The sequence below is a fragment of the Marinoscillum pacificum genome, assembly GCF_024714495.1.
Lineage (GTDB): Bacteria > Bacteroidota > Bacteroidia > Cytophagales > Cyclobacteriaceae > Marinoscillum > Marinoscillum pacificum.
The window spans coordinates 38,145-62,880 of record NZ_JAMZMJ010000021.1 but is presented as its reverse complement, the minus strand read 5'-3'; the positions used below and the strand labels follow the sequence as shown (position 1 = coordinate 62,880).

The 24,736-nt window shown below is 41.3% G+C and carries 18 protein-coding genes; 16 read left to right on the top strand and 2 right to left on the bottom strand.

Annotated features, from left to right (window positions below; translation table 11 throughout):
- Together NXS00_RS25985 and NXS00_RS25980 are read right to left on the bottom strand one after the other, a co-directional pair.
- Window positions 1-1,364 (bottom strand): IS1182 family transposase (locus NXS00_RS25985; RefSeq protein WP_258102220.1); only part of this gene is annotated, 1,364 nt, incomplete at its 3' end.
- Between the two features lie 110 nt (window positions 1,365-1,474).
- Window positions 1,475-1,780: a DUF6520 family protein gene (locus NXS00_RS25980; protein WP_258102219.1), complete on the bottom strand. Its 306-nt coding sequence runs from the start codon at window positions 1,778-1,780 to the stop codon at window positions 1,475-1,477.
- Between the two features lie 764 nt (window positions 1,781-2,544).
- On the opposite strand from NXS00_RS25980, the gene NXS00_RS25975 reads away from it, so the two are divergent.
- The 16 genes from NXS00_RS25975 (at window position 2,545) to NXS00_RS25900 (ending at window position 24,614) form a co-directional block, all read left to right on the top strand.
- Window positions 2,545-3,369: an aldo/keto reductase gene (locus NXS00_RS25975; RefSeq protein ID WP_308709917.1), complete on the top strand. Its 825-nt coding sequence runs from the start codon at window positions 2,545-2,547 to the stop codon at window positions 3,367-3,369.
- Between the two features lie 393 nt (window positions 3,370-3,762).
- Entirely contained in the window at window positions 3,763-4,530 is a 768-nt protein-coding gene (locus tag NXS00_RS25970) for a helix-turn-helix domain-containing protein (RefSeq protein ID WP_258102218.1), read from the top strand.
- A gap of 113 nt (window positions 4,531-4,643) precedes the next feature.
- Entirely contained in the window at window positions 4,644-5,054 is a 411-nt protein-coding gene (locus tag NXS00_RS25965; protein WP_258102217.1) for a Fur family transcriptional regulator, read from the top strand.
- A 596-nt stretch (window positions 5,055-5,650) separates the two neighbouring features.
- Entirely contained in the window at window positions 5,651-10,027 is a 4,377-nt protein-coding gene (locus NXS00_RS25960; protein ID WP_258102216.1) for a CusA/CzcA family heavy metal efflux RND transporter, read from the top strand.
- Between the two features lie 12 nt (window positions 10,028-10,039).
- Window positions 10,040-11,239: an efflux RND transporter periplasmic adaptor subunit gene (locus NXS00_RS25955; RefSeq protein WP_258102215.1), complete on the top strand. Its 1,200-nt coding sequence runs from the start codon at window positions 10,040-10,042 to the stop codon at window positions 11,237-11,239.
- Window positions 11,217-11,879, top strand: coding sequence for a cation efflux transmembrane domain-containing protein (locus NXS00_RS25950; RefSeq protein ID WP_258102214.1), 663 nt, complete (start codon window positions 11,217-11,219; stop codon window positions 11,877-11,879). The genes NXS00_RS25955 and NXS00_RS25950 overlap by 23 nt, the downstream gene beginning before the upstream one ends.
- A gap of 18 nt (window positions 11,880-11,897) precedes the next feature.
- Window positions 11,898-12,281, top strand: a complete 384-nt coding sequence (locus NXS00_RS25945) for a DUF3703 domain-containing protein (protein WP_258102213.1) — start codon at window positions 11,898-11,900, stop codon at window positions 12,279-12,281.
- Window positions 12,271-13,158: a cation diffusion facilitator family transporter gene (locus NXS00_RS25940; RefSeq protein WP_258102212.1), complete on the top strand. Its 888-nt coding sequence runs from the start codon at window positions 12,271-12,273 to the stop codon at window positions 13,156-13,158. Before NXS00_RS25945 ends, NXS00_RS25940 begins: the two co-directional genes overlap by 11 nt.
- A gap of 230 nt (window positions 13,159-13,388) precedes the next feature.
- Window positions 13,389-13,802, top strand: coding sequence for an HYC_CC_PP family protein (locus NXS00_RS25935; RefSeq protein WP_444702229.1), 414 nt, complete (start codon window positions 13,389-13,391; stop codon window positions 13,800-13,802).
- A gap of 100 nt (window positions 13,803-13,902) precedes the next feature.
- Entirely contained in the window at window positions 13,903-17,706 is a 3,804-nt protein-coding gene (locus tag NXS00_RS25930; RefSeq protein ID WP_258102210.1) for an efflux RND transporter permease subunit, read from the top strand.
- Complete coding sequence (locus NXS00_RS25925; RefSeq protein WP_258102209.1) at window positions 17,703-18,944, top strand: TolC family protein; 1,242 nt, start codon at window positions 17,703-17,705, stop codon at window positions 18,942-18,944. Before NXS00_RS25930 ends, NXS00_RS25925 begins: the two co-directional genes overlap by 4 nt.
- A 1-nt stretch (window position 18,945) precedes the next feature.
- The gene (locus NXS00_RS25920; RefSeq protein ID WP_258102208.1) at window positions 18,946-20,727 is read left to right on the top strand and encodes an efflux RND transporter periplasmic adaptor subunit; all 1,782 of its coding nucleotides are present in this window, start codon (window positions 18,946-18,948) and stop codon (window positions 20,725-20,727) included.
- A 139-nt stretch (window positions 20,728-20,866) separates the two neighbouring features.
- On the top strand, window positions 20,867-21,484 hold the full coding sequence (locus tag NXS00_RS25915) for a DUF3347 domain-containing protein (protein WP_258102207.1): 618 nt from the start codon (window positions 20,867-20,869) through the stop codon (window positions 21,482-21,484).
- Window positions 21,481-21,939 carry a heme-binding domain-containing protein gene (locus NXS00_RS25910; RefSeq protein WP_258102206.1) on the top strand — a complete coding sequence of 153 codons (459 nt, stop codon included), beginning with the start codon at window positions 21,481-21,483 and terminating at the stop codon, window positions 21,937-21,939. Before NXS00_RS25915 ends, NXS00_RS25910 begins: the two co-directional genes overlap by 4 nt.
- A 149-nt stretch (window positions 21,940-22,088) precedes the next feature.
- Window positions 22,089-22,547, top strand: a complete 459-nt coding sequence (locus NXS00_RS25905) for a DUF305 domain-containing protein (protein ID WP_258102205.1) — start codon at window positions 22,089-22,091, stop codon at window positions 22,545-22,547.
- Window positions 22,548-22,553: 6 nt separating this feature from the next.
- Window positions 22,554-24,614, top strand: coding sequence for a copper-translocating P-type ATPase (locus NXS00_RS25900; protein ID WP_258102204.1), 2,061 nt, complete (start codon window positions 22,554-22,556; stop codon window positions 24,612-24,614).
- Window positions 24,615-24,736: the final 122 nt, after the last annotated feature.

Sequence of the window (24,736 nt, the reverse complement as noted above, 5' to 3'; positions counted from 1 at the left end):
TCAGAGAATAAGTTTTGCCTCACGTTCTGCTTATGCCTCCTGAGGTTATGATTAATTTCAACGATTCGATTGCCTTTACTCTTGTGACAAGAGCCTCTCAAAGAACATCCATTGCAGTTTTTAGTCTGATATCGTGCATAAGTTTGTTTATAACCTGCCAATGATTCTGATTTTCGATCAGCTATCCGATCCATCGCTTGACCCATCGGGCAGTATAGCTTGTCCTGCTCTTCGTTATAATGCAGATTGTCTGCTCTGAAGGGGTTTTCCTTCCATTTCTTTGACTGCTCCTTGTGGAAGTAATTGTATTTCACATAGTTGTCTATGTTTTGTTTTTCCAGATAGTCGTAGTTTTCTTCACTACCATATCCAGCATCTGCACAGATCGATTCAGGGTTGGTTTTGTAAAGGTCTTGATACTGCTGAAGGTGTGGTTTGAGAGTGAGTGTGTCTGTAGGGTTTTGGTGAATGCTGTAGTTGACAATGAACTGGTCTGAAGTGCTGATCTGGAGGTTATAGCCTGGCTTGAGTTGACCATTGAGCATGTGATCTTCTTTCATCCTCATAAAAGTGGCTCCAGGATCGGTTTTAGAGTAGCTATTCCTGTTTTCACCCATGATGGCTTCTTTTTCAGCATACTCTTCTAGCTTGGCTGGCCAGTTCTTTTTAGCATAGTTGAGCTTTTGTTTGACTTTCTTGCTGACAGGCTTGTCTTCCAGTGCTTTGTCTATCCTCTCTATAGTCTGACTGACTTTTTCCTTGTCTATCGCCTTAAAATCAGGCTTTTCTTCACTGGATAACTCCTCTTCGGCTAGCTTCTGTGTGTAATCCCAAAGCTCATCTAGCTGCTTGGCTATGCGTTCTTTACTTGTTTGAATAGCCCGTCCCCAGACAAAAGTGTATTTATTAGCGTTGGCTTCTATCTTGGTGCCGTCAGTGTAGATGTTTTTGATACTTACCAGTCCTTCTTCAACCAATAGCTCAACAACCTGACCGAATACTTGCCTCAAGGCATCTTTAAGTCGCTCACTTCTGAATCGGGCAATTGTATTATGATCCGGACGATTCATGGCTGCAAGCCACATCATGTGAATGTTTTCCTTTAAAGCAGCTTCTAGCTTTCTGGAGGAGTAAATATTGGTCAGATATCCATATACAAGCACTTTTAATAGCATCCTAGGATGATATACCGAAGTTCCTCCAGGCTTATACTGCTTCAGTAAAGGTTCGGCATTGATTTGGTCGATTACAGCATTAACCACCCGTACCGGATGATTTTCTTCTATTAATTCCTCAAGGGATGGAGGAAGTAGCATCACTTGCGATGGAGTGTAATCTTTAAATACTAAATTTGAATTACGCACACGACTAATTTAATCAGTTAGTCACAAAAAAGCCGAGAACTTAATTGTTCCCGGCTTTCTTTTTATAAAAAAAGAGACTGCCCTTTTGAGACAGCCCCTTTTACTTTTAATCAATTATCTCGCTTAGCGATATCCTCGTAGTGATTAGAAGCTCCAGCTTCTTCCACATTTTCAAATTGCGGCAGACCAGAAGAATCAAGATCTGTGGTACTAACAGACACCGCACAGTAAATGGCTTCCCCTTCTGTACAGATATCTTCCGGATCATCTATTTCAGACATCACATCTCCCAATGGAGACAATTGAAACCAAACTACTGAGACTGCTTCTTCTGAAGATTTGGTATTAAACGCAAATAATCCAACCAAGACAAATACAAATGCTACCAAAGGCAGCTTTTTAATGAACTTTTTCATAATTTTAGAATTAGAATTTATCAAATATTTATGCGTCATCACTTAGGTAGATGACAGTACCCGAAGCGGAGTTCTCCTCGAGAGCTCCGCTTCTTGTTTATTCATCATTGCGATAAGCCATCCTGAGCTTGTCGAAGGATGTTCGAAGCACCCACCATTCTGTCATCTCGACAAATGAGGGATCTACCTGCAAACAGATACCGACTTACCTATTACTGATCACCATCATTTGTCATTCTGACGAAGGAAGAATCTAATTGACTATGGTCTCAAGACTATCGACTAAAACCTACTTACCGATCACTGCCCCACTGATTACTAATCACTATCGACTATGGTCTAAAGACTGTCAACTAATAACCGATCCACCGATCACCATCATTTGTTATTCTGACGAAGGAAGAATCTAATCTACTATCGACAATGGTCTAAAGACTATCGACTAAAACCCACTTACCGATCACTGCCCTACTGATTACCGACACACCGATTACCAATCGCTATCGACTCAAATACCAACTATCTCAGACATTCATTTACTTCAATAAATTTCAACCTAATTAGTTGATAATCAGTTGATATAAACGGATAATGATTTGACGAATCTGGATTTTTTTTGCATCAACTTGATAGAGTAGATGCTTAGGTTTCATGCCTCCACTTGGTTGATTTCGTGAAAACACTTCGCTTCATTAATTTCCTTGATTCGGAAACATCAATAAATAGTAGTATTGTGAATTTTGTTAAAAATAAAATTCAATACGATGAGCGATTTAAAGAAAGTAAAACTTGGAAGCCAGGGTTTAGAAATACCAACAATTGGACTTGGCTGCATGGGAATGACCGACATGATGGGCATGGATACTTACGGCAAAGCTACCGAAGAAGAGTCCATTTCCACCATTCACCGGTCATTAGAGTTGGGCGGTCATTTTTTAGATACTGCGGATTTATATGGGCCGTTAAAAAGTGAACAACTTATTGCGAAAGCGATTCAGGGCAAACGAGATCAGGTAATTATTGCTTCCAAATTCGGTTTTGAGATTGATGATCAAGGTCAGCTAACAGGAAAAGTTAATGGCAACAAGGATTACGTTAAGAAAGCATTTGAGCGTTCTCTGAAAAACCTCAATACCGATTATATTGATTTGTACTATCTACACCAGGTGGATAAATCAACACCTATTGAAGAAACTGTAGAGGCTATAGGAGAATTGGTAAAAGAAGGAAAAGTCCGTTACATCGGTCTTTCTGAAGTAAGTTCTGAAACCATCAAAAGAGCACACAAAATACATCCACTTACTGCAGTTCAAACCGAATACTCGTTATTCGAAAGACAGGTTGAAGAGTTGGGTATTCTGGCAACCCTTGAAGAGTTAGGTATTGGTTTTGTTGCATACTCACCATTAGGTCGAGGGTTTATTTCAGGAGAATTTCAACATCCAGAAGACTTACCAGAAAATGATTGGCGCAGACAATTACCCAAATTTCAAGGGGAACAATTTTACAAAAATATCGAATTGTTACACGCATTTGAAAAAATGGCGAATGAGAAAGATATTAGCAGTGCTCAATTGGCTATAGCGTAGGTAATAGCCAAAGGATATGTGCCAATTCCCGGTACTAAGCGACCAAAATACATTGAGCAAAATATTGCTGCTGCTAAAGTAGAATTGACTCAGGATGAATTGAACCGTTTAGAATAAATCATTCCACTTGGCACTGAAACAGGTGATAGATACTGGGATATGTCTGATGTTAATGTGTAAATAAAAAGAACAAGTGCAGGAAAGTCATCGAGCTTGCCTGAATACTATGATTTTAGAAAAATGGTTTATAAAAACAAGAAAGATTTCCTAACCATCAATTCAATTTCAGAGTTGAATAGACTATCGGGCTTTGGAAAACCTAAGCACCCTTTGATTGGATTGATCAAATTAAATGATATAAAGCCTAGCAATAGTGAGCCAATAAATCAGATAATGAATTTTTATACCATATTACTTAAAAGGTGCCCAGATGGAAAAATGAAGTATGGTCAAAAATATTATGATTTTGATGAAGGCGTTTTGGATTTTATGGAACCAGGCCAAATAGTTTCAACAGGCGAAGGTAGCGACCAAAAATATGAGGGTTGGTGGTTAGTTTTTCATTCTGATCTCATTAGGAATTACCCGTTGGGAAAAACGATCAAAGAATACGGCTTCTTTTCCTATGCAGTAAATGAAGCGCTCCATTTATCTGACAAGGAAAAGGCCATGCTTATTGGTATTCTCAAAAACATCGAGGAAGAATATAATACTTCAATTGATAAGTTTAGTCAGGATGTAATGGAATCTCATCTAGGTTTATTTCTGAATTATTCAAACCGTTTCTACAACCGTCAATTCATTACTCGTAAACCTGAAAACGATGATTTACTACTAAAAATGGAAACGTTCTTAGACGATTATTTTGATCTTGATAAAGGGTTGGAATTGGGGTTGCCAAGTGTGCAGTTTTTTGCAGACCAAATAAATGTTTCACCAAATTATCTGAGTGATATACTGAGAGCCATAACTGGTCAGAGTACTCAGCAGCACATGCATCAAAAATTAATAGAAAAGGCCAAAGAACTACTCTCAACAATAAATCTATCCGTGAGTGAAATTGCCTACCAACTAGGCTTTGAAAGACCTCAATCGTTTAACAAACTTTTTAAATCAAAGACAAACCTTTCACCAACAGAATACAGGAGTTCGTTTCATTAGTAGTAATAGAAATAACAAGTAACAATCAAATACCCAGAAATGGTCGCTCAAAACGCCCCTAATTTTGTAGGTGAAGAAATACCACCATTTGGCAAGAACAATTTATGGTTTTTATGAAAGAAAATTTAGAAAATAAACTGGAAGATCGAAACATTAAGCCAACCGCAATGCGCCTATTAGTGCTTAGAAAATTGGTAGAATCTGGTGCCGCCATTAGTTTGAGTGATCTAGATGCCAAATTCGAGCAAGCGGATAAGGCTACACTTTATAGAACTCTCAAAACCTTTGAAGACAAGAAACTTATCCACAGCATTGACGACGGTACAGGTGCTGTCAAATATGCACTTTGTGAAGAAGGTTGTGAATGCAAACCTCAGGACCAGCATATCCACTTTCATTGCGTCAAGTGTGGCGAAACTTACTGTCTGACCCAATCCAAAATACCTCAAACTAGTATTCCATCAGGATTCAAAGCAGCCAGTGCCAGCATGGTCTACAAAGGCACTTGTGCAAACTGCTCCTAAACTTTGCAAACAGGTTGCATTCCTGAATCAATACATTTGGGACACGTGAAGCATATTGTACACATATCATTCTCTTTTATTTTCATCTTGCAGGTCATGTCCCCCAATTTGGACATGTGCTGTGAACTAAAAAAATTACCTGCCCTTATTTCTCATTTTGAGGAACACAATGCCATTGGTGGCGACACTTTTTTCGAATTTATTATTGAAGACTATGTCCATCATGATGAAAATAGTTCGGGGCATCATGACCATGACAAAGATGATGAACTACCCTTTCATGGCCAACATCAGTGCTGTCATGGGCCCGTATTCATGACCCTTTTTCAGTATTTTCCTAAAATAGAAAATTTCTGCCTTACCAACCAGGTAAAAGTTTCTCCTTATAGCTTTTCTCTTTGCTCTGAGTACTCAGAATCTCCCTTCCAGCCTCCCAAGGCCTGATTATTTTTTCCAGAGACCCACAGAAATCAATATTTTAATGATTGCCCCAAGGCAATGACTTAAATACATTTTTCCGAGCCGTCTGGTATCCCCGATGTTGGGTATATATGCCCCATTCAATTCATTAAATCAGGAAATAAAACACAGAATAAATGCTGGATAAAATCATTCATTTTTCAGTCAAAAACAAGTTGATCATCGGCCTGCTTACAGTGGGTCTGGTCATTTGGGGTGGCTACTCACTAACGAGGCTTCCCATTGATGCCGTACCAGATATTACAAATAATCAGGTACAGCTCATCACCTCTTCTCCATCTTTGGCAGCTGAGGAGGTGGAACGTTTAATCACTTTTCCAATCGAAATCACCATGGCCACCATACCAGAGATAGACGAGATACGCTCATTCTCCCGCTTTGGCTTATCTGTGGTTACCATTGTGTTTAAGGAAGATGTAGATGTATACTGGGCAAGGCAACAGGTAAGTGAACGCCTACCCGATGTGCAGGCACAAATACCACCAGGAGTCGGCCAGCCGGGGATGGCACCTATTACAACAGGGCTGGGAGAAATCTATCAATATGTGGTAGGAACCGAACCGGGCTATGAGGATAAATATGATGCCCGTGAACTACGCGCCATTCAGGACTGGATTGTCAGAAGGCAATTATTGGGCACTCCAGGAGTAGCTGATGTGAGCAGCTTCGGTGGCTATCTCAAACAATATGAAATTGCCATTGATCCCGACAGGCTCAAAGCCATGAACATCTCCATTGCCGACATCTTTCAAGCATTGGAAGAAAACAATGAAAACACAGGGGGAGCCTACATCGAGAAAAATCTTAGTGCCTATTTTATCAGAAGTGAAGGCCTGGTGAGCAGTCTGGACGACATCCGAAATATGCTCATCAAAAACAATGAAAATGGAATCCCCGTCCTTATCAATGATGTAGCCAAAGTCCAATTGGGAAGTGCTGTAAGGTATGGTGCTACCACCCGTAATGGTGAAGGCGAAGTGGTCAGTGCTATTGTCATGATGCTGAAAGGTGAAAATTCCGCAGAAGTTATAGAAAATGTAAAAAACCGAATTGCAGAGATCCGCAAAACACTTCCTGAGGGCGTTACCATCGAACCGTTTCTTGATCGCACCAAACTGGTCGATACGGCCATAGGCACGGTAAGCAAAAATCTGGCAGAGGGTGCCTTGATCGTGATTTTTGTTTTATTGCTTCTTCTTGGAAATCTCCGTGCAGGTTTGATCGTAGCATCGGTCATTCCCCTTGCTCTCATTTTTGCCTTTGGTATGATGAACCTTTTTGGTGTATCAGGCAACCTGATGAGTTTGGGAGCCATTGACTTTGGCTTAATAGTGGATGGAGCGGTGATTATAGTAGAGGCCACCCTGCACCATTTGGGTTTACTGAAGCTAGGAAGGAAATTGACCCAGCAGGAAATGGACAAAGAGGTCTATCAGTCAGCCAGCAAAATCAGAAATTCAGCAGCATTTGGGGAGATCATTATTCTCATCGTGTATCTACCCATCCTTGCTTTAGTAGGGATTGAGGGGAAAATGTTTGGCCCTATGGCACAGACAGTGAGCTTCGCTATTCTGGGCGCTTTTATCCTTTCGCTTACTTATGTGCCGATGATGTCTGCATTGGTTTTGAGCAAGAAGACCGAATACAAACCCAATATTTCAGACAAGATCATGACTTTCTTTCATAGATTGTACGACCCTACAATCCGTTGGGCGATGCACAAACGGCCATTGATGATTGCCATTGCTCTCGGATTGTTTGGCATATCCTTATGGGTGTTTTCCAATATGGGTGGTGAATTTGTACCTACCTTAGAAGAGGGTGATTTTGCTGTGGAAACAAGGGTAATCACAGGAAGCTCTCTCCAAAACACCATAAAAGCAACTACCCAGGCAGAAAAAATCTTATTGGAAAAATTCCCCGAAGTAACTCAGGTAGTTTCTAAAATCGGTGCTGGGGAAATCCCCACCGATCCTATGCCTGTGGAGGCAGCAGATTTGATGATCATTTTAAAGGATAAGGAGGAATGGGTTACCGCCTCGAACCGCGAAGAACTGGCTAATAAAATGGCCGAAGCTTTGGAGGTTATACCTGGGGTAACTTTTGGCTTTCAGCAGCCCATTCAGATGCGGTTCAACGAACTGATGACTGGGGTTCGTCAGGATGTGGCCGTAAAAATTTACGGAGAAAACCTCGATGAACTTTCTGAATATGCAAGGCAGATTGGAAAACTGGTATCTGGTGTAGAAGGAGCCGTTGATCTCTATATAGAGGAAGTGACAGGAGTACCACAGATCGTGATTAACTATAAACGGGCACAGCTGGCAAAGTTTGGCCTGACCATCCGTGACGTTAACCGCTCCGTGCAAGCGGCTTTTGCGGGGGCATCTGCCGGATTGGTATATGAAAACGAAAGACGTTTTGATCTGGTGGTAAGATTGGATAAAACCAACCGGGAGGATGTTGAGTCGGTTCGTAACTTATACATTGCACGAAAGGATAGCCATCAAATACCACTGTATCAGGTCGCTGATGTAGAGATCAAAGAAGGCCCATACCAAATCCAACGGGATGATACACGAAGGAGGATCATAGTAGCCTTTAATGTACGTAACCGGGATGTAGAAAGCATAGTAACAGAACTTCAGCAGAAAATTGATCAGTCAGTGGTATTGGCTCCTGGCTACACAGTTTCTTATGGTGGCCAGTTTGAAAACCTCGTGGAAGCTCGTGAAAGGCTTGCTATTGCCGTTCCGTTGGCTCTTCTACTTATTTTTGTTTTACTCTATTTCACGTTTGGTTCAATTAAGCAGGGCGTCCTGATTTTTACGGCTATTCCACTTTCTGCGATTGGAGGCATTTTCGCCCTTTGGCTTAGAGATATGCCTTTTAGTATATCAGCAGGCGTTGGATTTATTGCTTTGTTCGGAGTAGCAGTATTGAATGGAATTGTACTGATCAGCGAGTTCAACCACCTCAAAAAAGAAGGAGTTACAGATATTTTTGAAAGGATTTACAAAGGTACGAGCGTGCGTCTCCGTCCAGTGATCATGACGGCTGCCGTGGCTTCCCTTGGCTTTTTGCCCATGGCCCTCTCTCAATCAGGTGGTGCCGAAGTGCAACGGCCGTTAGCTACTGTTGTGATTGGAGGCTTGATTACCGCCACCTTTTTAACATTGGTCGTACTGCCCATCCTTTACTATTATTTTGAAAGAGGAATAAAAGTAAAACCAGGAACGGTAGCACCATTCTTATTCATTGGAATGTTATTCTTCCAGTTTCCTGAAGCAAAGGCGCAGGAGTCTCAAAAAATCTACCAATCGCTGGATGAGGCTATAAAAACGGCCATTCAAAACAATCCCGGGCTTAAAGCAGCAGATCTACAAACTCAACAGGAAAGGGCTTTAAAAGGCGCAAGTTGGAACCTGCCGAAGACAAATCTCAGCCTTACCCACGGCCAGTACAACAGTATCTACAATAATGACAACCAGTTCAATATTTCACAATCCATTGCATTCCCTACCGTTTATGCCAACCAAAACAAATTGGCAAATGCTCAGGTGGAAGCAAGTGAGTGGCAAAAGACAGCTACCCAAAACGAATTGGTGCGACAGGTGAAGGCTACCTGGTATTTCCTGTGGCTGGAGAAAAACAAAAGGCAATTATTGATAGAGCAGGACAGCATTTATCAACGCTTTGTAAGAGCAGCCAGCCTTCGCTATGAAACCGGAGAAAGCAACCTACTCGAAAAAGCAACAGCCGAATCGCAGGTAGCTGAGATTAAAGCCATGTTACAACAAAATCTGGCCGACATAGAGATTTACCAAACTCAGCTACAAACCCTCGTAAACATTGAGGGCTCATTGGACATAATGACAGGCAAACTTGAAGCACGGCAAAGTACTGCTCTGTTAGATACACAAGGGATTGCCAATAACCCTACCCTGGCATGGTTTCGCCAGCAAATGATAGTGGCCGAAAGAGAAAAATCAGTGGAGAAATCCCGGCTACTACCTGACCTCATGGTAGGATATTTCAATCAATCGCTCAACGGACCAAATCAGGATATAGACGGCAATCCAGTGACCTTTACATCTAGCGACCGTTTCACGGGCTTTCAGGTAGGCGTAGCTATTCCTCTATTTGGAGCAAAATCTCAAAGTTCGGCAATCAAAGCAACTGAACTCAAAAAGCAAGAAGCCGAGGCACAATTGGAAGCTATTACTAACGAATTGCAAGGCAGGTTAAAATCTCTCTTTCAGCAATACCAAAAATTTCAGGCCAGTCTCGATTATTACGAGCAAAGTGCCTTGCCACAAGCTGAACTTATTCTAAAACAAGCCCAAAAAGGATTTGAAAGCGGTGAAGTAGGTTATGTGGAATACATACAGGGGCTCAATCGGTCACTATCTGTTCGGTTTAACTACCTGGACATCCTCAACCAATACAACCAGACCATTATCGAAATCGAATTCATTTCAGGCATTCAATAAAAGAAATCAACAATGAAAAATATAATAACATATATCAACAGAATCTCAATGGTTATTCTTATCGGATTGGCCATTGCTTCCTGTAGTTCAAAAAATGAAAGAACAACGGAGGAACACCACGAAGAAGGTGATAATACAGTAGAACTTACTCAGGCACAATTTGAGCAGGCAAGTATAGTCGTAGGAAACTTTGAACAGCGGGTAATTGGCTCAGAACTCCGTGTCAATGGTATCATTGATGTACCCCCGCAAAGTAACATTTCAATTACCATGCCTTATGGTGGTTTTGTGAAATACACCGAGATGCTACCGGGTACAATGGTAAAAAAAGGTCAGTTATTGGTCGTGATTGAAAACCCAGAATTTATTCAGTTTCAACAAGATTATCTTGAGAGCCTTGCTAGTCAGGAATTTCTCAAAGCTGAATATGATCGACAGAAAGAGCTATATGATGAAAAGGTGGCTTCCGGCAAGTCTTTTCAGCAGGCAAAAAGTGACTATATGGCCAATGAAGCCCGTATCAAAAGCATGGAAGCAAAATTGAAACTGATTGGCTTCAGTGTTGCCAAAATCAAAGAAGGTAACGTTTCCGCTTCCGTCAATATTTATTCACCTGTAACTGGAGCTATTCGAGAGGTATACACCAATGTAGGAAAATTCATCAATCCTCAGGATGTCATCATGGACATTACCAATTCGGACGATCTTCATGTGGAACTGACCGTTTATGAAAATGATATTCCAAGAATCAAAGAAGGCCAACGCATCCGTTTTGCTCTGGCAAATTCACCTAATGAATGGCGTGAGGCAGAGGTATTCCTAATAGGCAGTGGCGTTAGGGAAGATCGTTCTATAACTGTCCATGGGCACTTGAAGAAGATGCATTCAGATTTGAAACCCGGCATGTACATAGCTGCTAAAATTGAAACCGACAGTAATAAAACATGGGCCGCTCCTGATGAGTCAATTGTAAGGTTTGGGGGTAAGCACTATGTCTTTGTCTATATTGCCGAAAGGTCGGAAGACGGTCAACAGATGCATGATTTTGAAATGTTGGAGGTGCAAAAAGGATCAAGTGAAGACGGTTTCACACAAATTAGCCTCTTGGAAACATCTTTGGAGATCAGCAGTCTGAAATTGGTTACATCAGGTGCATTTACATTATTGGCAAAAGCAAAAAATTCAGAAGATGAAGGAGGACACCATCACTAATAACACCATCACTAATAAATGGCTTAATAGAGCCTTTATTTTAAGCTTAATAACCATCTTCTACAATCTGGTAGAAGGTGGTATAGCCACCTTTTTTGGCTCACAAGATGAAACACTGGCTCTGTTTGGTTTTGGTGTTGACAGTTTTGTTGAAGTCCTTTCAGGTATTGGAATTGCCCACATGGTTGTGCGAATGAAAAAGAACCCTATTGAAAGTAGAGATCATTTTGAAGTGACAGCACTCAAAATCACTGGCACAGCCTTCTACCTATTAGTTGTAGGGTTAATCATAGGTGCAGGTTTATCTATTTATTATCAATCTAATCCTGAAACCACCCTAGTGGGAATGATCATTTCTATAATTTCAATTTTGACTATGTACATTTTGTACAAGCAAAAATTGAAGGCTGGAAAAGAGCTTAGTAGTGAACCTATCATTTCAGATGCCAATTGTACCAGGACCTGCTTTTACCTTTCCTTCATATTGCTTGGCTCAAGTACTTTGTACGAATTATTCAAAATACCTTATGTAGATGCGATTGGAAGCCTTGGCATAGCCTGGTATGCATTTAAAGAAGGAAAGGAAGCATTTGAAAAAGCGAAAACCAAACAACTAAGCTGTACGGATAATTGTTGTTAAACCTCAATTGATTAGAAAATGCGTTTATATACACTGATGCCCGAAAAATTGAAACCTTATTTCTATGCCGAGTTAAAGGATTATAGGGGAAATTTTAGCAAGGGAAATTTAGAAAATGCTTGGAATCATCTTGAACGTGCTCACATTCTAGGGCAGGCCTATCCTTGGCATCACAGCTACGTTCATTGGAAAATGCTCCTTTTTGGCATTCATATTAAAAGTGGTAAAGAAATCCTCGGGCAAATTCCTAGACTTCTTGTAGGAGGAGTGAAATCATTCGTTGGTAAAATTCCGGTTGGCAATACCGGTGGTGCAAACATTCCCCCACTAAAGCCCCTACCCATTTCAGATGAGTTACTATCTATTTTCAAAAAATCAGGAATAAAGAATTATGGGACATAATCACAATCATACATCTAAAAATTATGGGAAAGCTTTTGCTATTGGTATTGGGTTAAATACTCTCTACGTGGCAGTAGAAGCCTTTTATGGCTTTGCAGTCAATTCATCTGCATTACTGGCAGATGCGGGACATAACATGAGCGATGTATTTAGCTTAATCCTTGCCTGGGCTGCTATTTGGATTTCTACAAAGAAACCAAGTGGAAAGTATACATACGGTCTCAGGAAATCCACGATACTGGCATCACTTTTCAATGGCTTGCTCATTATCATTGCTTCAGGCTTTATTTTATGGGATGCCATTCAAAAGATTCAAAACCCTATCGAAATTCCTGGCAACACCATCATGATTGTAGCCAGCATTGGCCTAATAGTCAATACAGGTACCGCACTAATGTTTATGAAGGGTCAGGATGACCTGAACATAAAGGGAGCTTTTTTGCACATGGCCGCAGATGCGGGTGTAACCCTAGCGGTGCTCATTGGTGGTTTGGTAATGAAATATACAGGGGCATTTTGGGTTGACCCTGTGCTTAGTTTTCTAATCGTAGGAGTTATTTTGTATGGCACATGGGGCTTGCTTTCAGACTCAGTCAAATTAGCAATTGATGCAGTTCCCGAAAAAATCGACCTGAATGAGGTCAAGCATTTTCTTGAAAAAATTGAATGTGTAGAAGAAGTTCACGACCTGCATATCTGGGCTATGAGTACTACGGAAACAGCCTTGACAGCCCATCTCGTAATTCCAAATGGCTGTGAGGACCAGCTACTATATGACATCAGAGAAAAGCTACATGATATGTTTGAGATCACCCATACCACTTTGCAAGTAGAGAAAGGTTGGGATGATGATCAGTACAGACCTTACAATAATTAACTAAACCAATTCCACATCCATGTGCTTCCAGTAGGTTCATTGCGTTCGTTCAAAACATAAAAGCAACATGAATAAGAAGAAGATTAAATGTGCTTGTTTAGGGGACGTTTTCAATCTACCCGTTACCCAATTAACCTATCAATTCTAAATCATATTATTTCATAATTCTGTAAAAGAGTAGCATAATTCTATAAAACAACAACCGCTTTATTTTCGTATCTTTGAAGTAAGTGAAAAGAATAATATCCATAACGCTCGCTTTACTCATGTTGGGTTCTAACATAGGTTTCACTATGAACACCCATTTTTGTGGAGGCAAAGTGGTTGAGACTTCTTTTTCAATAGGATTCCATAATCCTGATTGCGGAATGGAAGATATGGATTGTGATTTTATTCCATCCACAGAAAAACAACTAAAGCAGAAACCTTGCTGCGAAAATCAACATCATTTAGTTCAGGGAGATGAAACAACTAATATACTGCTCTCTGATTCAAACATTAGTTCTCTTTTCTTAATCACCTTTTTTCATTCCTTCATTGACCCTATATCAGTCAATGATGAAGCTATTCTTAATACTCCTTACTTCCCTCCTCCCTTACCCGAGAAAGACATACAAGTTCTTTTTCAGACGTTTCTAATTTAAATTATAATACAATTGATAGGCACGGTGCATCGGCACCATTGCAAGGGAGCATTGTATGCTCTTGAACAAATCCGTTCTGTTCAATCAATTCATTTGTATTATGTTAAAATCAATTATAAAATACTTCCTTGAGAACCGTCTGGTTACCGTTCTCATACTCATTACGTTGGTAGCCTGGGGAATTGTGACTTCCCCCTTCAACTGGAGTACCGGATTACTTCCAAAAGATCCTGTCCCTGTTGATGCCATCCCGGATATCGGAGAGAATCAACAAATCATATTTACCCCCTGGCCGGGTAGGTCACCACAAGACATAGAAGATCAAATCTCCTATCCGCTTACAACCTACTTACTAGGTATCCCTGGAGTGAAGTCCATCCGCAGCTCTTCCATTTTCGGGTTTTCGATGATCAATATCATCTTCGATGAAGAGACCGAATTTTATTGGTCCCGATCCCGGATTCTTGAAAAACTCAACTCATTGCCTTCTGGTCTGCTACCCGATGCGGTACAGCCTTCACTTGGCCCAGATGCTACCGCTCTAGGTCAGGTCTATTGGTACACCATTGAAGGCAGAGACAAGGAGGGTAACCCCACCGGAGGTTGGGATTTGCATGAAATACGCACTGTTCAGGATTTCTATGTCAAGTATGGGTTAAATGCTGTGGAGGGTGTGTCAGAAGTGGCTTCTATTGGTGGTTTTGTGCAGGAATACCAGATCGATGTAAACCCTGACGCACTCAAGGCCTACAACATTCCTTTAATGAAGGTGATGGAAGCTGTTCGTAAATCCAACCGGGATGTTGGGGCTAAAACCATCGAGATCAATCAGGCTGAGTACCTGGTTCGTGGACTTGGCTATGTCAAGAAAACAGAGGACATAGAAAAGGCTGTTGTGTCTGTACAAGACAATGTACCCATCCGTATCAAAGATGTGGCTGTCGTAAGCCTGGGGCCTGCTACTCGTAGAGGCCTGCTGGATAAGGAAGGTGCCGAAGTGGTAGGTGGTGTGATCGTGGCACGTTTTGGTTCCAATCCTCTGGAAGTGATCAACAATGTAAAGAAGAAAATTGATGAAATCGCTCCCGGTCTCCCAAAGAAAACCCTTGTCAATGGCGTAGAAAGCCAGTTAACTATTGTTCCCTTTTACGACCGGACACAACTCATTCATGAGACCATCGGCACACTGGAAACTGCTTTATCACACGAAGTGCTGATTAGCATTATCGTTGTACTGGTACTGGTACTGAATCTTAGGGCTTCTATTATTATTTCCAGTTTGCTTCCTGTTGGAGTACTGGTGACATTCATTGTCATGCGCTATACGGGTGTAGATGCCAATGTAGTGGCATTATCAGGAATAGCTATTGCCATTGGGGTAATGGTGGACGTGGGGATTGTGTTTGTAGAAAACATCATTCGGCACCTGGAGATGCCTGAAAACCATGGCGTGAAAGGTGCCCAGCTACTCAAAGTGATTTATGAAGCAACAGTAGAAGTAGCATCTGCTATTACTACCGCTCTCGCAACTACAGTTGTAAGTTTTGTTCCGGTTTTCGCGATGGAAGCTGCTGAGGGTAAGTTGTTCAAGCCTTTGGCTTTTACCAAGACCTATGCGTTGCTGGGATCGTTTGTACTGGGATTAGTGGTATTGCCAACATTAGCCTATTTCATTTTTGGCATTGATTACGATAAGAAGAAAGTCAGAAGGATATGGAATATTGCCTTTTTTGCTCTGGGGATTTTTGTGTCTATTTATGCGCACATGTTGCTACCTCTGGCACTTTGCCTGGTGGGGATCAATAACATGCTCGAATCTCGCTGGCCGAATCGGTTCCGTAAATTCTCAGAGTATATCAACATTGCATTGGCACTCTTTATTGCGAGTTTCTTTCTCACAGAAGAGTGGATGCCTCTTGGAGTTGAAAACTCAATAGTTACCAATTACCTGTTCGTGTTGGCCTTAATTGGGATTATCCTCACTGCCTTACTCAGTGTAGTTCACTTCTACGAACCGATCCTCAAATGGTGTCTAATTCATAAATGGAAATTCATGGTCATACCATTCCTGACCATCTTCATGGGACTGATAATCTGGCTGGGCTTTGATCGAATCTTTGGTTTTGCAGGAGAGACAATCAAGGAAAGTAAACCTTATCAGGCGATGGTCGGCACTTTTCCTGGTATAGGTTCTGAGTTTATGCCCTCACTTAATGAAGGCAGCTACCTCCTGATGCCTACATCCATGCCTCATGCAGGTGTTGAGCAAAATCGTAGAGTGGTCGGTCAATTGGATATGATGGTGAGTAAAATCCCTGAAGTAGATATGATTGTCGGTAAAATGGGAAGAACGGAATCTGCTTTAGATCCAGCTCCTGTCTCTATGTATGAAAACATCATCAACTACAAACCGGAATACATAATCAATGAAGATGGGCATAGAAAACGATTCAAAACCGACAAGGCTGACCGATTTATTTTAACATCTGGAGACACATTGTCGAATGAAGAGATTTTGACCAGGGGAATAGAGACCAACCACTTGATACCTGATATCAATGGGCAGTACTTCAGAAACTGGCGGCAACAAATTAAATCACCTGATGATATCTGGGATGAAATTGTGAAAGTGACCAAAATCCCTGGAGTGACTTCAGCTCCAAAGCTGCAGCCAATCGAAACACGTCTGGTGATGCTGCAAACTGGAATGCGGGCACCGATGGGCATCAAAGTATTCGGCCCCAATCTCAATACTATCGAGGAATTCGGAATGCAGTTGGAAGCCATACTCAAAGAAGTGCCATCGGTAAAAGCTGAAGCTGTGTTTGCAGACAGGATCGTTGGCAAACCGTATCTCCACCTCAATATTAATCGGGACGAAATATCTCGATATGGATTGAATGTAGAGGATGTGCAGCAGGCTATCGAAACCGCTATTGGAGGTATGAAGATTACCTCAACTGTTGAAGGACGGGAACGTTTTCCTGTGCGGGTAAGGTATCCAAGAGAATTAAGGGACGATCCCGAATCACTCGGAAAAATTTTAATCCCTACACCCACAGGTGCACAAATCCCGATTCGCCAGTTGGTAGACATAGAGTATGTACGTGGACCGCAAATGATCAAAAGCGAAGAAACATTTCTGGTGGGGTATGTGCTCTTTGATAAGAAAACCAACTTTGCGGAAGTAGAAGTCGTGAACCAGGCACAGGATGCTATCCAAAAGAAAATTGATTCCGGTGAATTAAAAGTTCCTGCAGGAATCAGTTATAAATTCTCTGGTAGCTATGAAAACCAGGTGAGAGCCGTCAAGCGACTATCTATTGTCATTCCCATTAGTTTGTTGGTGATATTCCTGTTGCTCTATTTCCAGTTCAAAACCGTCATCGCTTCATCTATTCACTTCTCTGGAGTGTTTGTAGCCTTTGCCGGTGGGTTTATCATGCTTTGGTTGTATGGTCAGGACTGGTTCCTCAATTTCTCCATTGCTGACATGAACATACGCCACCTGTTCCAGATGCACACCATAAACCTGAGTGTGGCTGTCTGGGTAGGGTTCATTGCCCTGTTTGGTATTGCCACGGATGATGGGGTAATCATGGGAACATATATCCACCAGGTTTTTGAAGAAAAGAAACCAAATACAGTTCAGGAAGTTCGGGCGGCTGTAGTGGAAGCTGGTAAAAAGAGGGTACGGCCTGCGATGATGACTGCAGCAGTTGCCATTATAGCACTCCTTCCGGTGCTTTCCTCTACAGGAAAGGGGTCTGACATTATGGTACCTATGGCAATCCCTACATTCGGAGGTATGACCATCCAGATCATGACCATGTTTGTGGTGCCCGTTCTGCAGGCATTCTGGAGAGAGACAGTTATTAAAAATCAAAACAAGCCATCAAAATGAAGACGATATTCACAATAGCTATGGTAATGATAGCTGGTCTTTCAACTGCCCAGTCATTGGAAGACTACTTGAAAATGGCTTCTGAAAATAATCCCGGACTACAAAGCAGGTACAAGGAGTTTGAAGCCTCAATGGAAAGAGTTGCCCAGGTAAGTGCTTTGCCTGATCCCAATTTTACAGTGAGCGCTTTTGGCCGAATGCTCGAAACACGAACTGGTCCCCAACAGGCTATTTTCATCCTTAACCAGATGTTTCCCTGGTTTGGTACATTGAAAGCAAAGGGTGATGCTTCGGCATTGATGGCAGATGCTAAATTTCAATCTTATTTGGATGCCCGCAACAAGCTGTACTTCAAAGTGTCAGCAGCTTATTACCCACTCTACGAACTGCGTCAGTGGATCAAAATTGAGGAGGAGAACATAAAGATACTTCAATCATACAAAGCCATTGCTAATGTCAATTTTCAAAACAGCAAGGCATCAATGGTAGATGTACTGAGGGTGGACATTATGCTGAAAGATGCACAAACCAATCTGGGTATTCTTAAAGAAAAGGAAAAGCCGCTTTTGACCACATTCAATACACTGCTGAATAGAGGAACAAATGAGCAAGTTGTCATCCCAGATGATCTCAATTTTCTTGCTCAAAGAGAAGGTTTTCGCAAAGACTCACTTTTAGTCCAAAACCCTCAACTGGAGGAGATTGAATTAAAAATCAAGTCTGCAGAGGCTGCGGAAAAAGCTGCTCATAAGCAAGGACTCCCTATGATTGGAGTTGGCTTGAACTACACTGTGATTGGAAAGCGCGAAGACCTGGGGGCAGGTGTCACACCTCCTCAAGGTAATGGACAGGATGCTATTATGCCTATGATTTCTCTGAGCTTGCCCATCTATAGAAAGAAGTACAAATCAGCAGTGAAGGAGGCAAAGTTGATGCAAGAAAGTTATTCTCTGCAAAAAGAAGAGGTAACCAATACCCTGCTTTCAAGCTATGAGACTACCTCCTTTGAAATGAAGCAACAGTCTGATCTGATCAAGCTTTATGAGAAACAAATTTCCGAAACGCAGCAGGCACTTGATCTTCTTTTTACAGCCTATGGTAACTCCGGTAAAGACTTTGAAGAAGTTCTTAGGATGCAGCAGCAATTGCTGAAATACGATAAGATGAAAGCTTCATCTGAGGCGCAATATCAAATCGCTTTAGCAAAAATCAATTACATAACATCAAAAACGTACTAAAATGAAATTCAATAGATCAATCATAATAACTGCCATTGTCACTTTGGTGATTGGCTTGTTACTCGGATGGCTCATTTTTGGAGGTGCGCCAGAGATGCCAGCCCATGACGAGCATGTGCATACATCAGAAGCAGGACAAGATACCAGTGTATGGACTTGTTCCATGCACCCTCAGATCAGGCAAAGTGAACCTGGAAAATGTCCTATTTGTGGAATGGAGCTTATACCCCTGGAGAGTGGAGAAGGTGAACTTGACCCCATGGCAGTGAGCATGTCTCCCACAGCTATGCAATTGGCTAGCATTGAAACCGCAGTGGTCGGAAAGGGTAAATCCGCCAAATCTGTAAGACTGAATGGAAAAGTAGAAGCGGATGAACGCCTAATATTTTCTCAGTCCTCTCATATTCCAGGCAGGATCGAAAAGCTCCTTGTAAACTTTACCGGAGAAATGGTTAAAAAAGGGCAAGTAATCGCCTCTGTCTATTCACCCGAATTGGTCACTGCTCAGGAAGAGTTGTTTCAGGCAAATAAAATTAAAGAGACGCAACCCCAACTCTTTAATGCTGCAAAGGAAAAATTGAAAAACTGGAAGCTCAATGATCAGCAAATAAATCAAATACTGGAAAGTGGTAAACCAAAAGAATCGTTTCCCATTTTAAGCGATGTAACAGGATATGTAGTAAACAAGAAAGTAAACCTTGGTGACTACATCATGAAAGGTATGCCTATCTACGAAGTAGCCGACCTTTCTAAGGTTTGGTTACTGTTCGATGTATATGAGTCAGATATACCTTGGGTAAAAAAGGGAGACATAGTTTCCTTCACCATTGCTTCGCTACCTGGCGAAAACTTTAAAGGTAAAGTTTCCTACATCGATCCTGTTATTGATTCTAAAACGAGGGTGGCAAAGGCAAGAGTAGAGGTAAGTAATAGCGGCTATAAACTAAAACCCGAAATGTTTGCATCTGGCTTGGTAGATGCAGGTATTTCTGGCAATGCAGAGCAGATCATTATACCCAAAACAGCAGTCATGTGGACCGGTGAACGATCAGTAGTGTATATCAAAAACACCACAGCTCAGGGCGTGAGCTTCCAGATGCGTGAGGTAACACTTGGAGCTGGATTGGGTGATAGTTTTATGATTGTGGCTGGCTTGGAACAGGGTGAAGAAATTGCCGTAAATGGAACGTTTAGCATAGATGCAGCCGCACAATTGGCAGGTAAACCAAGCATGATGAATCGCCAGGGGGGGCCAGCCATGTCAGGTCATAACCATGGAGGCAACCAGAATACTTCAATGACAAATATGCCAGTTAATTCAAAGAAAACAGCAATATCTGATGAAGCCAAAAAGTCACTAGTACCATTATTTGATAGCTATTTCAAAATGAAAAATGCGCTTGTGAATGATGATTTTGAAATAGCTAAAGCAGCAGGAAATGAAATAAACAGCTCCCTTTCAAAAGTGAACATGAATCTTTTCAAAGGAGATGCCCATACGCTTTGGATGCAACAATCATCAGTATTGAAACAGAGTGCACAGCATCTTGAACACCTTTCTGATATAGAAGCTTTAAGGGCGAGTTTCATTGAAGTTTCAAAATCAATGATAGCTATTGCGGAATCCTTTGTGCCAATCACTACCCCTGTATATGTACAACACTGCCCAATGGCTGATTCTAATAAAGGGGCAGAATGGTTGAGCAATAAAGAGGAAATTCTCAATCCTTACTTCGGCCAGGCTATGCTCAGTTGTGGTGAAAATACTAAAACGATCAAATGAAATCGTGTTGTAAAACGAGAGATCAGCCTCCTACTTCAAAACTAAAAAAATGGGCTTCCAGAGTGATCTGGGCTATTGTGCTCCTTACCATTCTTGGCTTGTCACTTATTCAAATGTTTAACTTATAAATTCTAAAAAAATGAAAAAATCAAATTCAATGCTTGTCTTAATACTTTCAGTTAGTTTAAGTCTATCGGTAATTGCTTGTGGCAATTCAAACCAAAACAATCAGGAAGAATCAGCGAAACAGCACGATCACAGTTCAATGTCGTATGAGGCAGACCATTCTATGCCCACAGGTTCAGAAATGAGTATGGAAGAAAACAAATCTATTACTCATTTAATAGACGGTTATCTTGCTTTAAAATCCGCATTAGTTCAAGATGATTCAAAAGCTGCTGCCAACGCAGGTCAAAAACTTGCCGAAACTACTTCAGGCCTTGATATTTCCACTTTTGATGCCCCTAAACAAGCGGAGATTAAGGAAATATTGGAAGTCCTAAAAGAACATGGTGAGCACATTGCCAAAAGTGAAATAGCACATCAGCGAGAGCACTTTGAAGGCATGACAAAGGACTTCATGGAATTACTTGCGCAAGTTGGCACGGATAGAACCCTATACCAGCAATATTGCCCCATGTACAACAAAGGAAATGGTGGAAGTTGGCTAAGTGCGTCACAGGAGATCAAAAACCCTTTATTTGGCAGTAAGATGCTTACTTGTGGTTCAGTAAAGGAGACAATTTCAATGAAATGAGACAATGGCATAGAGTAGCCATAGGATTACTATTTATAGCGTTGGTGGGGATTCAATTCATCCCCATTCAACGCAATGAAACAGAAATAGTAAGTAATGCTGATTTTATCGAATCCTACCAACCACCAATTGATATTGGCAATATGATTCAATCATCGTGTTACGATTGTCACAGCAACCAAACAAAATACCCTTGGTATAGCAATGTTCAACCCATAGGTTGGTTATTGCAAAATCATATTTCAGAAGGAAAATCTGAATTGAACCTATCTGAATTTGGCAAACTTTCGAAACGGATGAAACGGATGAAAATAAATTCAATCATTAGTCAAATTGCAGATGATAAAATGCCACTCAAACAGTATCTCTGGATGCATTCTGAAGCAGAATTCAGCAAAACAGAAAAAGATCAACTCTTAAAATATCTGACTAAAATTCAAACTGATAATAAGTAAACCAAAAATGCAGTCATTATGCATATACAATTCAATCCATACTAAAAACAATTGAGGGTTTCAAAACAATTTTATCCTTCTCAATTTTTAATATGGTAAAACAATAACACGAAATAAAGTAGATATATATTCAAAACAAGGAAATAATTATGACTTCAAACAACTATATCAAATTCGCTGTGATGATGGCTATATCCTTTGTGATTATGTATGCCGTCATGTTTCTCAATGCAGATGTTCTCAGTCATGTGATGCTAAGCACAACTAGAACCTATATGGCTATTCTAATGATTGCACCTATGGCTATTTCCATGATGTTCTTTATGTGGGGTATGTATAAGAACAAACTCGTTAACTACATCATATTGGGGACCTCAACCATTATTTTCATAGCTACTCTGACTATGCTTCGACAGCAGACATTCATTTCTGATGTGCAATGGATGAAAGCGATGATTCCTCATCATTCATCTGCAATTATGGTGAGTCAAAAAGCCCACCTTAAAGATCCAGAGGCTATCAAACTAGCCAAAGAAATTATAGAAGCTCAAGAGCAAGAAATTGCACAAATGAAAAAGATTATCTCTCGATTAGAAAGTAAAAATTAATCAGCTATGGAACATCACGAACATCATACACATCATCAAGGCGATGAGCATCACATGCACAATCAGCAATCAAACCATGTTCATTCAGGTCATGGTACACACCACCACGATCATCACGCCATGATGATTCGGGATTTCAAGAAACGATTTTACATCAATACTGTGCTTTCAATTCCTGTATTAGCTTTTTCAAAGATGATTCAGGGTTTCATTGGGCTCTCCTTTTCTTTTCCAGGAATGGAAATTGTAGCTGCCGCACTGGCTACTTTTATTTTTATATATGGTGGCTGGCCCTTTCTGAAAGGACTAAAAGACGAATTATCTGAAAGCGGACCAGGTATGATGACACTCATTGCTATAGCTATCTCTGTTGCCTGGGCATACAGTTCGGCTGTCATTTTGGGACTTGAAGGTAAAGTCTTCTATTGGGAATTGGTAACCTTGATTGATATTATGCTTTTAGGGCATTGGCTCGAAATGCGCTCCATAATGGGAGCTTCAAAGGCTTTGCAAAAATTGGCCGAATTGATGCCTTCTGAAGCCCATAAGGTTGAAAGTAATCAGGTTCTCGATGTGAAAATTAGTGAGCTTAAAAAAGGGGACATCATTCTGGTTAAACCAGGGGAGAAAGTCCCTGCAGACGGTAAGATTACAGAGGGAGAGAGTGATTTAAACGAAAGTGCCCTAACTGGTGAAAGTAAACCAGTTCAAAAAGCAAAAGGCAATGACGTGATTGGTGGAGCAATTAACGGAGATGGAAGTATCAAAGTAAAAGTAACATCCTCAGGTGAGGATAGCTATCTCAATAAAGTAATCAAAATGGTGGAGGAGGCACAACAGACCAAATCCAAAACTCAAAACCTTGCCAACAAAGCCGCCGGTTGGTTGGCATACATTGCAATTGGAGTTGGAGTGCTGACATTCGTAGTATGGGCCTTTTTCACCAATCAGGGAATGGATTTTGCACTTGAGCGAATGGTTACTGTGATGATCATTACATGTCCCCATGCATTGGGATTGGCTGTGCCACTAGTGGTTGCGATATCCACCGCTCTATCTGCTAGGAATGGGTTGCTCATCAGAAACCGTACAGCTTTCGAAAATAGCCGTAAAATTTCTGCGATTGTATTTGATAAGACAGGAACACTTACCGAAGGGAATTTTGGAGTCAATAGAATCAAGGTGTTCAATGGACAGAAAGAAGATGAGGTGTTGGCACTGGCTGGTGCAATTGAACAAAACTCTGAGCATCCCATTGCCAGGGGAATTGTAAAGGAAGTAAAAAGGAGAAATTTAGATCTTCCAAATTCCTCAGATTTCAGTTCCACCAAAGGCAAGGGAGTCAGTGCAAAAGTAAGTGGTTCTGATTATCGGATTGTGAGTCCTGGTTTTCTGAAGGATGAGGGAATAGATGTACCTGAGGAAGTAAATTCTGATCAGGTTGAAACGGTAGTCTTTATTCTTAAAGAAGGGACCTTGATTGGTTTCATAGCATTGGCGGACCAAATCAGAAAGGAAAGTAAAGCAGCGATTGCTGCATTAAAGGACAAAGGTGTCAAGGTGTTGATGGCGACTGGTGACAATGAGCAAACAGCCAAAGCGGTGGCAGATGCTCTCAACCTGGATGGATACTATAGTCAGGTGTTGCCTCATGAGAAATCTGAATTGATTGAGTCATTGCAGAATGATGGTGAGTTTGTTGCTATGACTGGAGACGGGGTAAATGATGCGCCAGCACTTGCGAAAGCCAATATTGGAATTGCTGTGGGATCTGGCACCGATGTGGCGGCTGAAACCGCCGATATCATTCTGACAGAAAGTAGTCCTTCGGATATTGCGAATCTTATTCTGTTTGGAAGAGCTACGTATAAGAAGATGGTACAAAATATCGTTTGGGCAACGGGCTACAATGTGATAGCAATCCCTTTAGCCGCAGGCGTATTGTTTTATCAGGGTGTAATGATCAATCCGGCTGTTGGTGCAGCATTGATGAGTCTCAGTACTATAATTTGTGCAGCCAATGCACAGCTATTGCGTTTAAACTTTCAAAAGAACAAAGTTCGGTGAATGTACCACGCAGGTAAAGCGGAGTGCTGCCCAGTCTGAGCGGCAGAGCTTGTGCCATACCAGCCAGAGATCCGCCAGTTGGCGGAACACTGTCTACCCTGAGGGTCTTTCAGAGTATGTCA

Coding starts and splice junctions, on each gene's coding strand:
- NXS00_RS25980 (WP_258102219.1), bottom strand. CDS start 1,780: ATGAAAAAGTTCATTAAAAAGCTGCCTTTGGTAGCATTTGTATTTGTC.
- NXS00_RS25920 (WP_258102208.1), top strand. CDS start 18,946: ATGAAATTCAATAGATCAATCATAATAACTGCCATTGTCACTTTGGTG.
- NXS00_RS25925 (WP_258102209.1), top strand. CDS start 17,703: ATGAAGACGATATTCACAATAGCTATGGTAATGATAGCTGGTCTTTCA.
- NXS00_RS25900 (WP_258102204.1), top strand. CDS start 22,554: ATGGAACATCACGAACATCATACACATCATCAAGGCGATGAGCATCAC.
- NXS00_RS25915 (WP_258102207.1), top strand. CDS start 20,867: ATGAAAAAATCAAATTCAATGCTTGTCTTAATACTTTCAGTTAGTTTA.
- NXS00_RS25930 (WP_258102210.1), top strand. CDS start 13,903: ATGTTAAAATCAATTATAAAATACTTCCTTGAGAACCGTCTGGTTACC.
- NXS00_RS25910 (WP_258102206.1), top strand. CDS start 21,481: ATGAGACAATGGCATAGAGTAGCCATAGGATTACTATTTATAGCGTTG.
- NXS00_RS25940 (WP_258102212.1), top strand. CDS start 12,271: ATGGGACATAATCACAATCATACATCTAAAAATTATGGGAAAGCTTTT.
- NXS00_RS25970 (WP_258102218.1), top strand. CDS start 3,763: ATGAATTTTTATACCATATTACTTAAAAGGTGCCCAGATGGAAAAATG.
- NXS00_RS25975 (WP_308709917.1), top strand. CDS start 2,545: ATGAGCGATTTAAAGAAAGTAAAACTTGGAAGCCAGGGTTTAGAAATA.
- NXS00_RS25960 (WP_258102216.1), top strand. CDS start 5,651: ATGCTGGATAAAATCATTCATTTTTCAGTCAAAAACAAGTTGATCATC.
- NXS00_RS25965 (WP_258102217.1), top strand. CDS start 4,644: ATGAAAGAAAATTTAGAAAATAAACTGGAAGATCGAAACATTAAGCCA.
- NXS00_RS25905 (WP_258102205.1), top strand. CDS start 22,089: ATGACTTCAAACAACTATATCAAATTCGCTGTGATGATGGCTATATCC.
- NXS00_RS25950 (WP_258102214.1), top strand. CDS start 11,217: ATGAAGGAGGACACCATCACTAATAACACCATCACTAATAAATGGCTT.
- NXS00_RS25955 (WP_258102215.1), top strand. CDS start 10,040: ATGAAAAATATAATAACATATATCAACAGAATCTCAATGGTTATTCTT.
- NXS00_RS25945 (WP_258102213.1), top strand. CDS start 11,898: ATGCGTTTATATACACTGATGCCCGAAAAATTGAAACCTTATTTCTAT.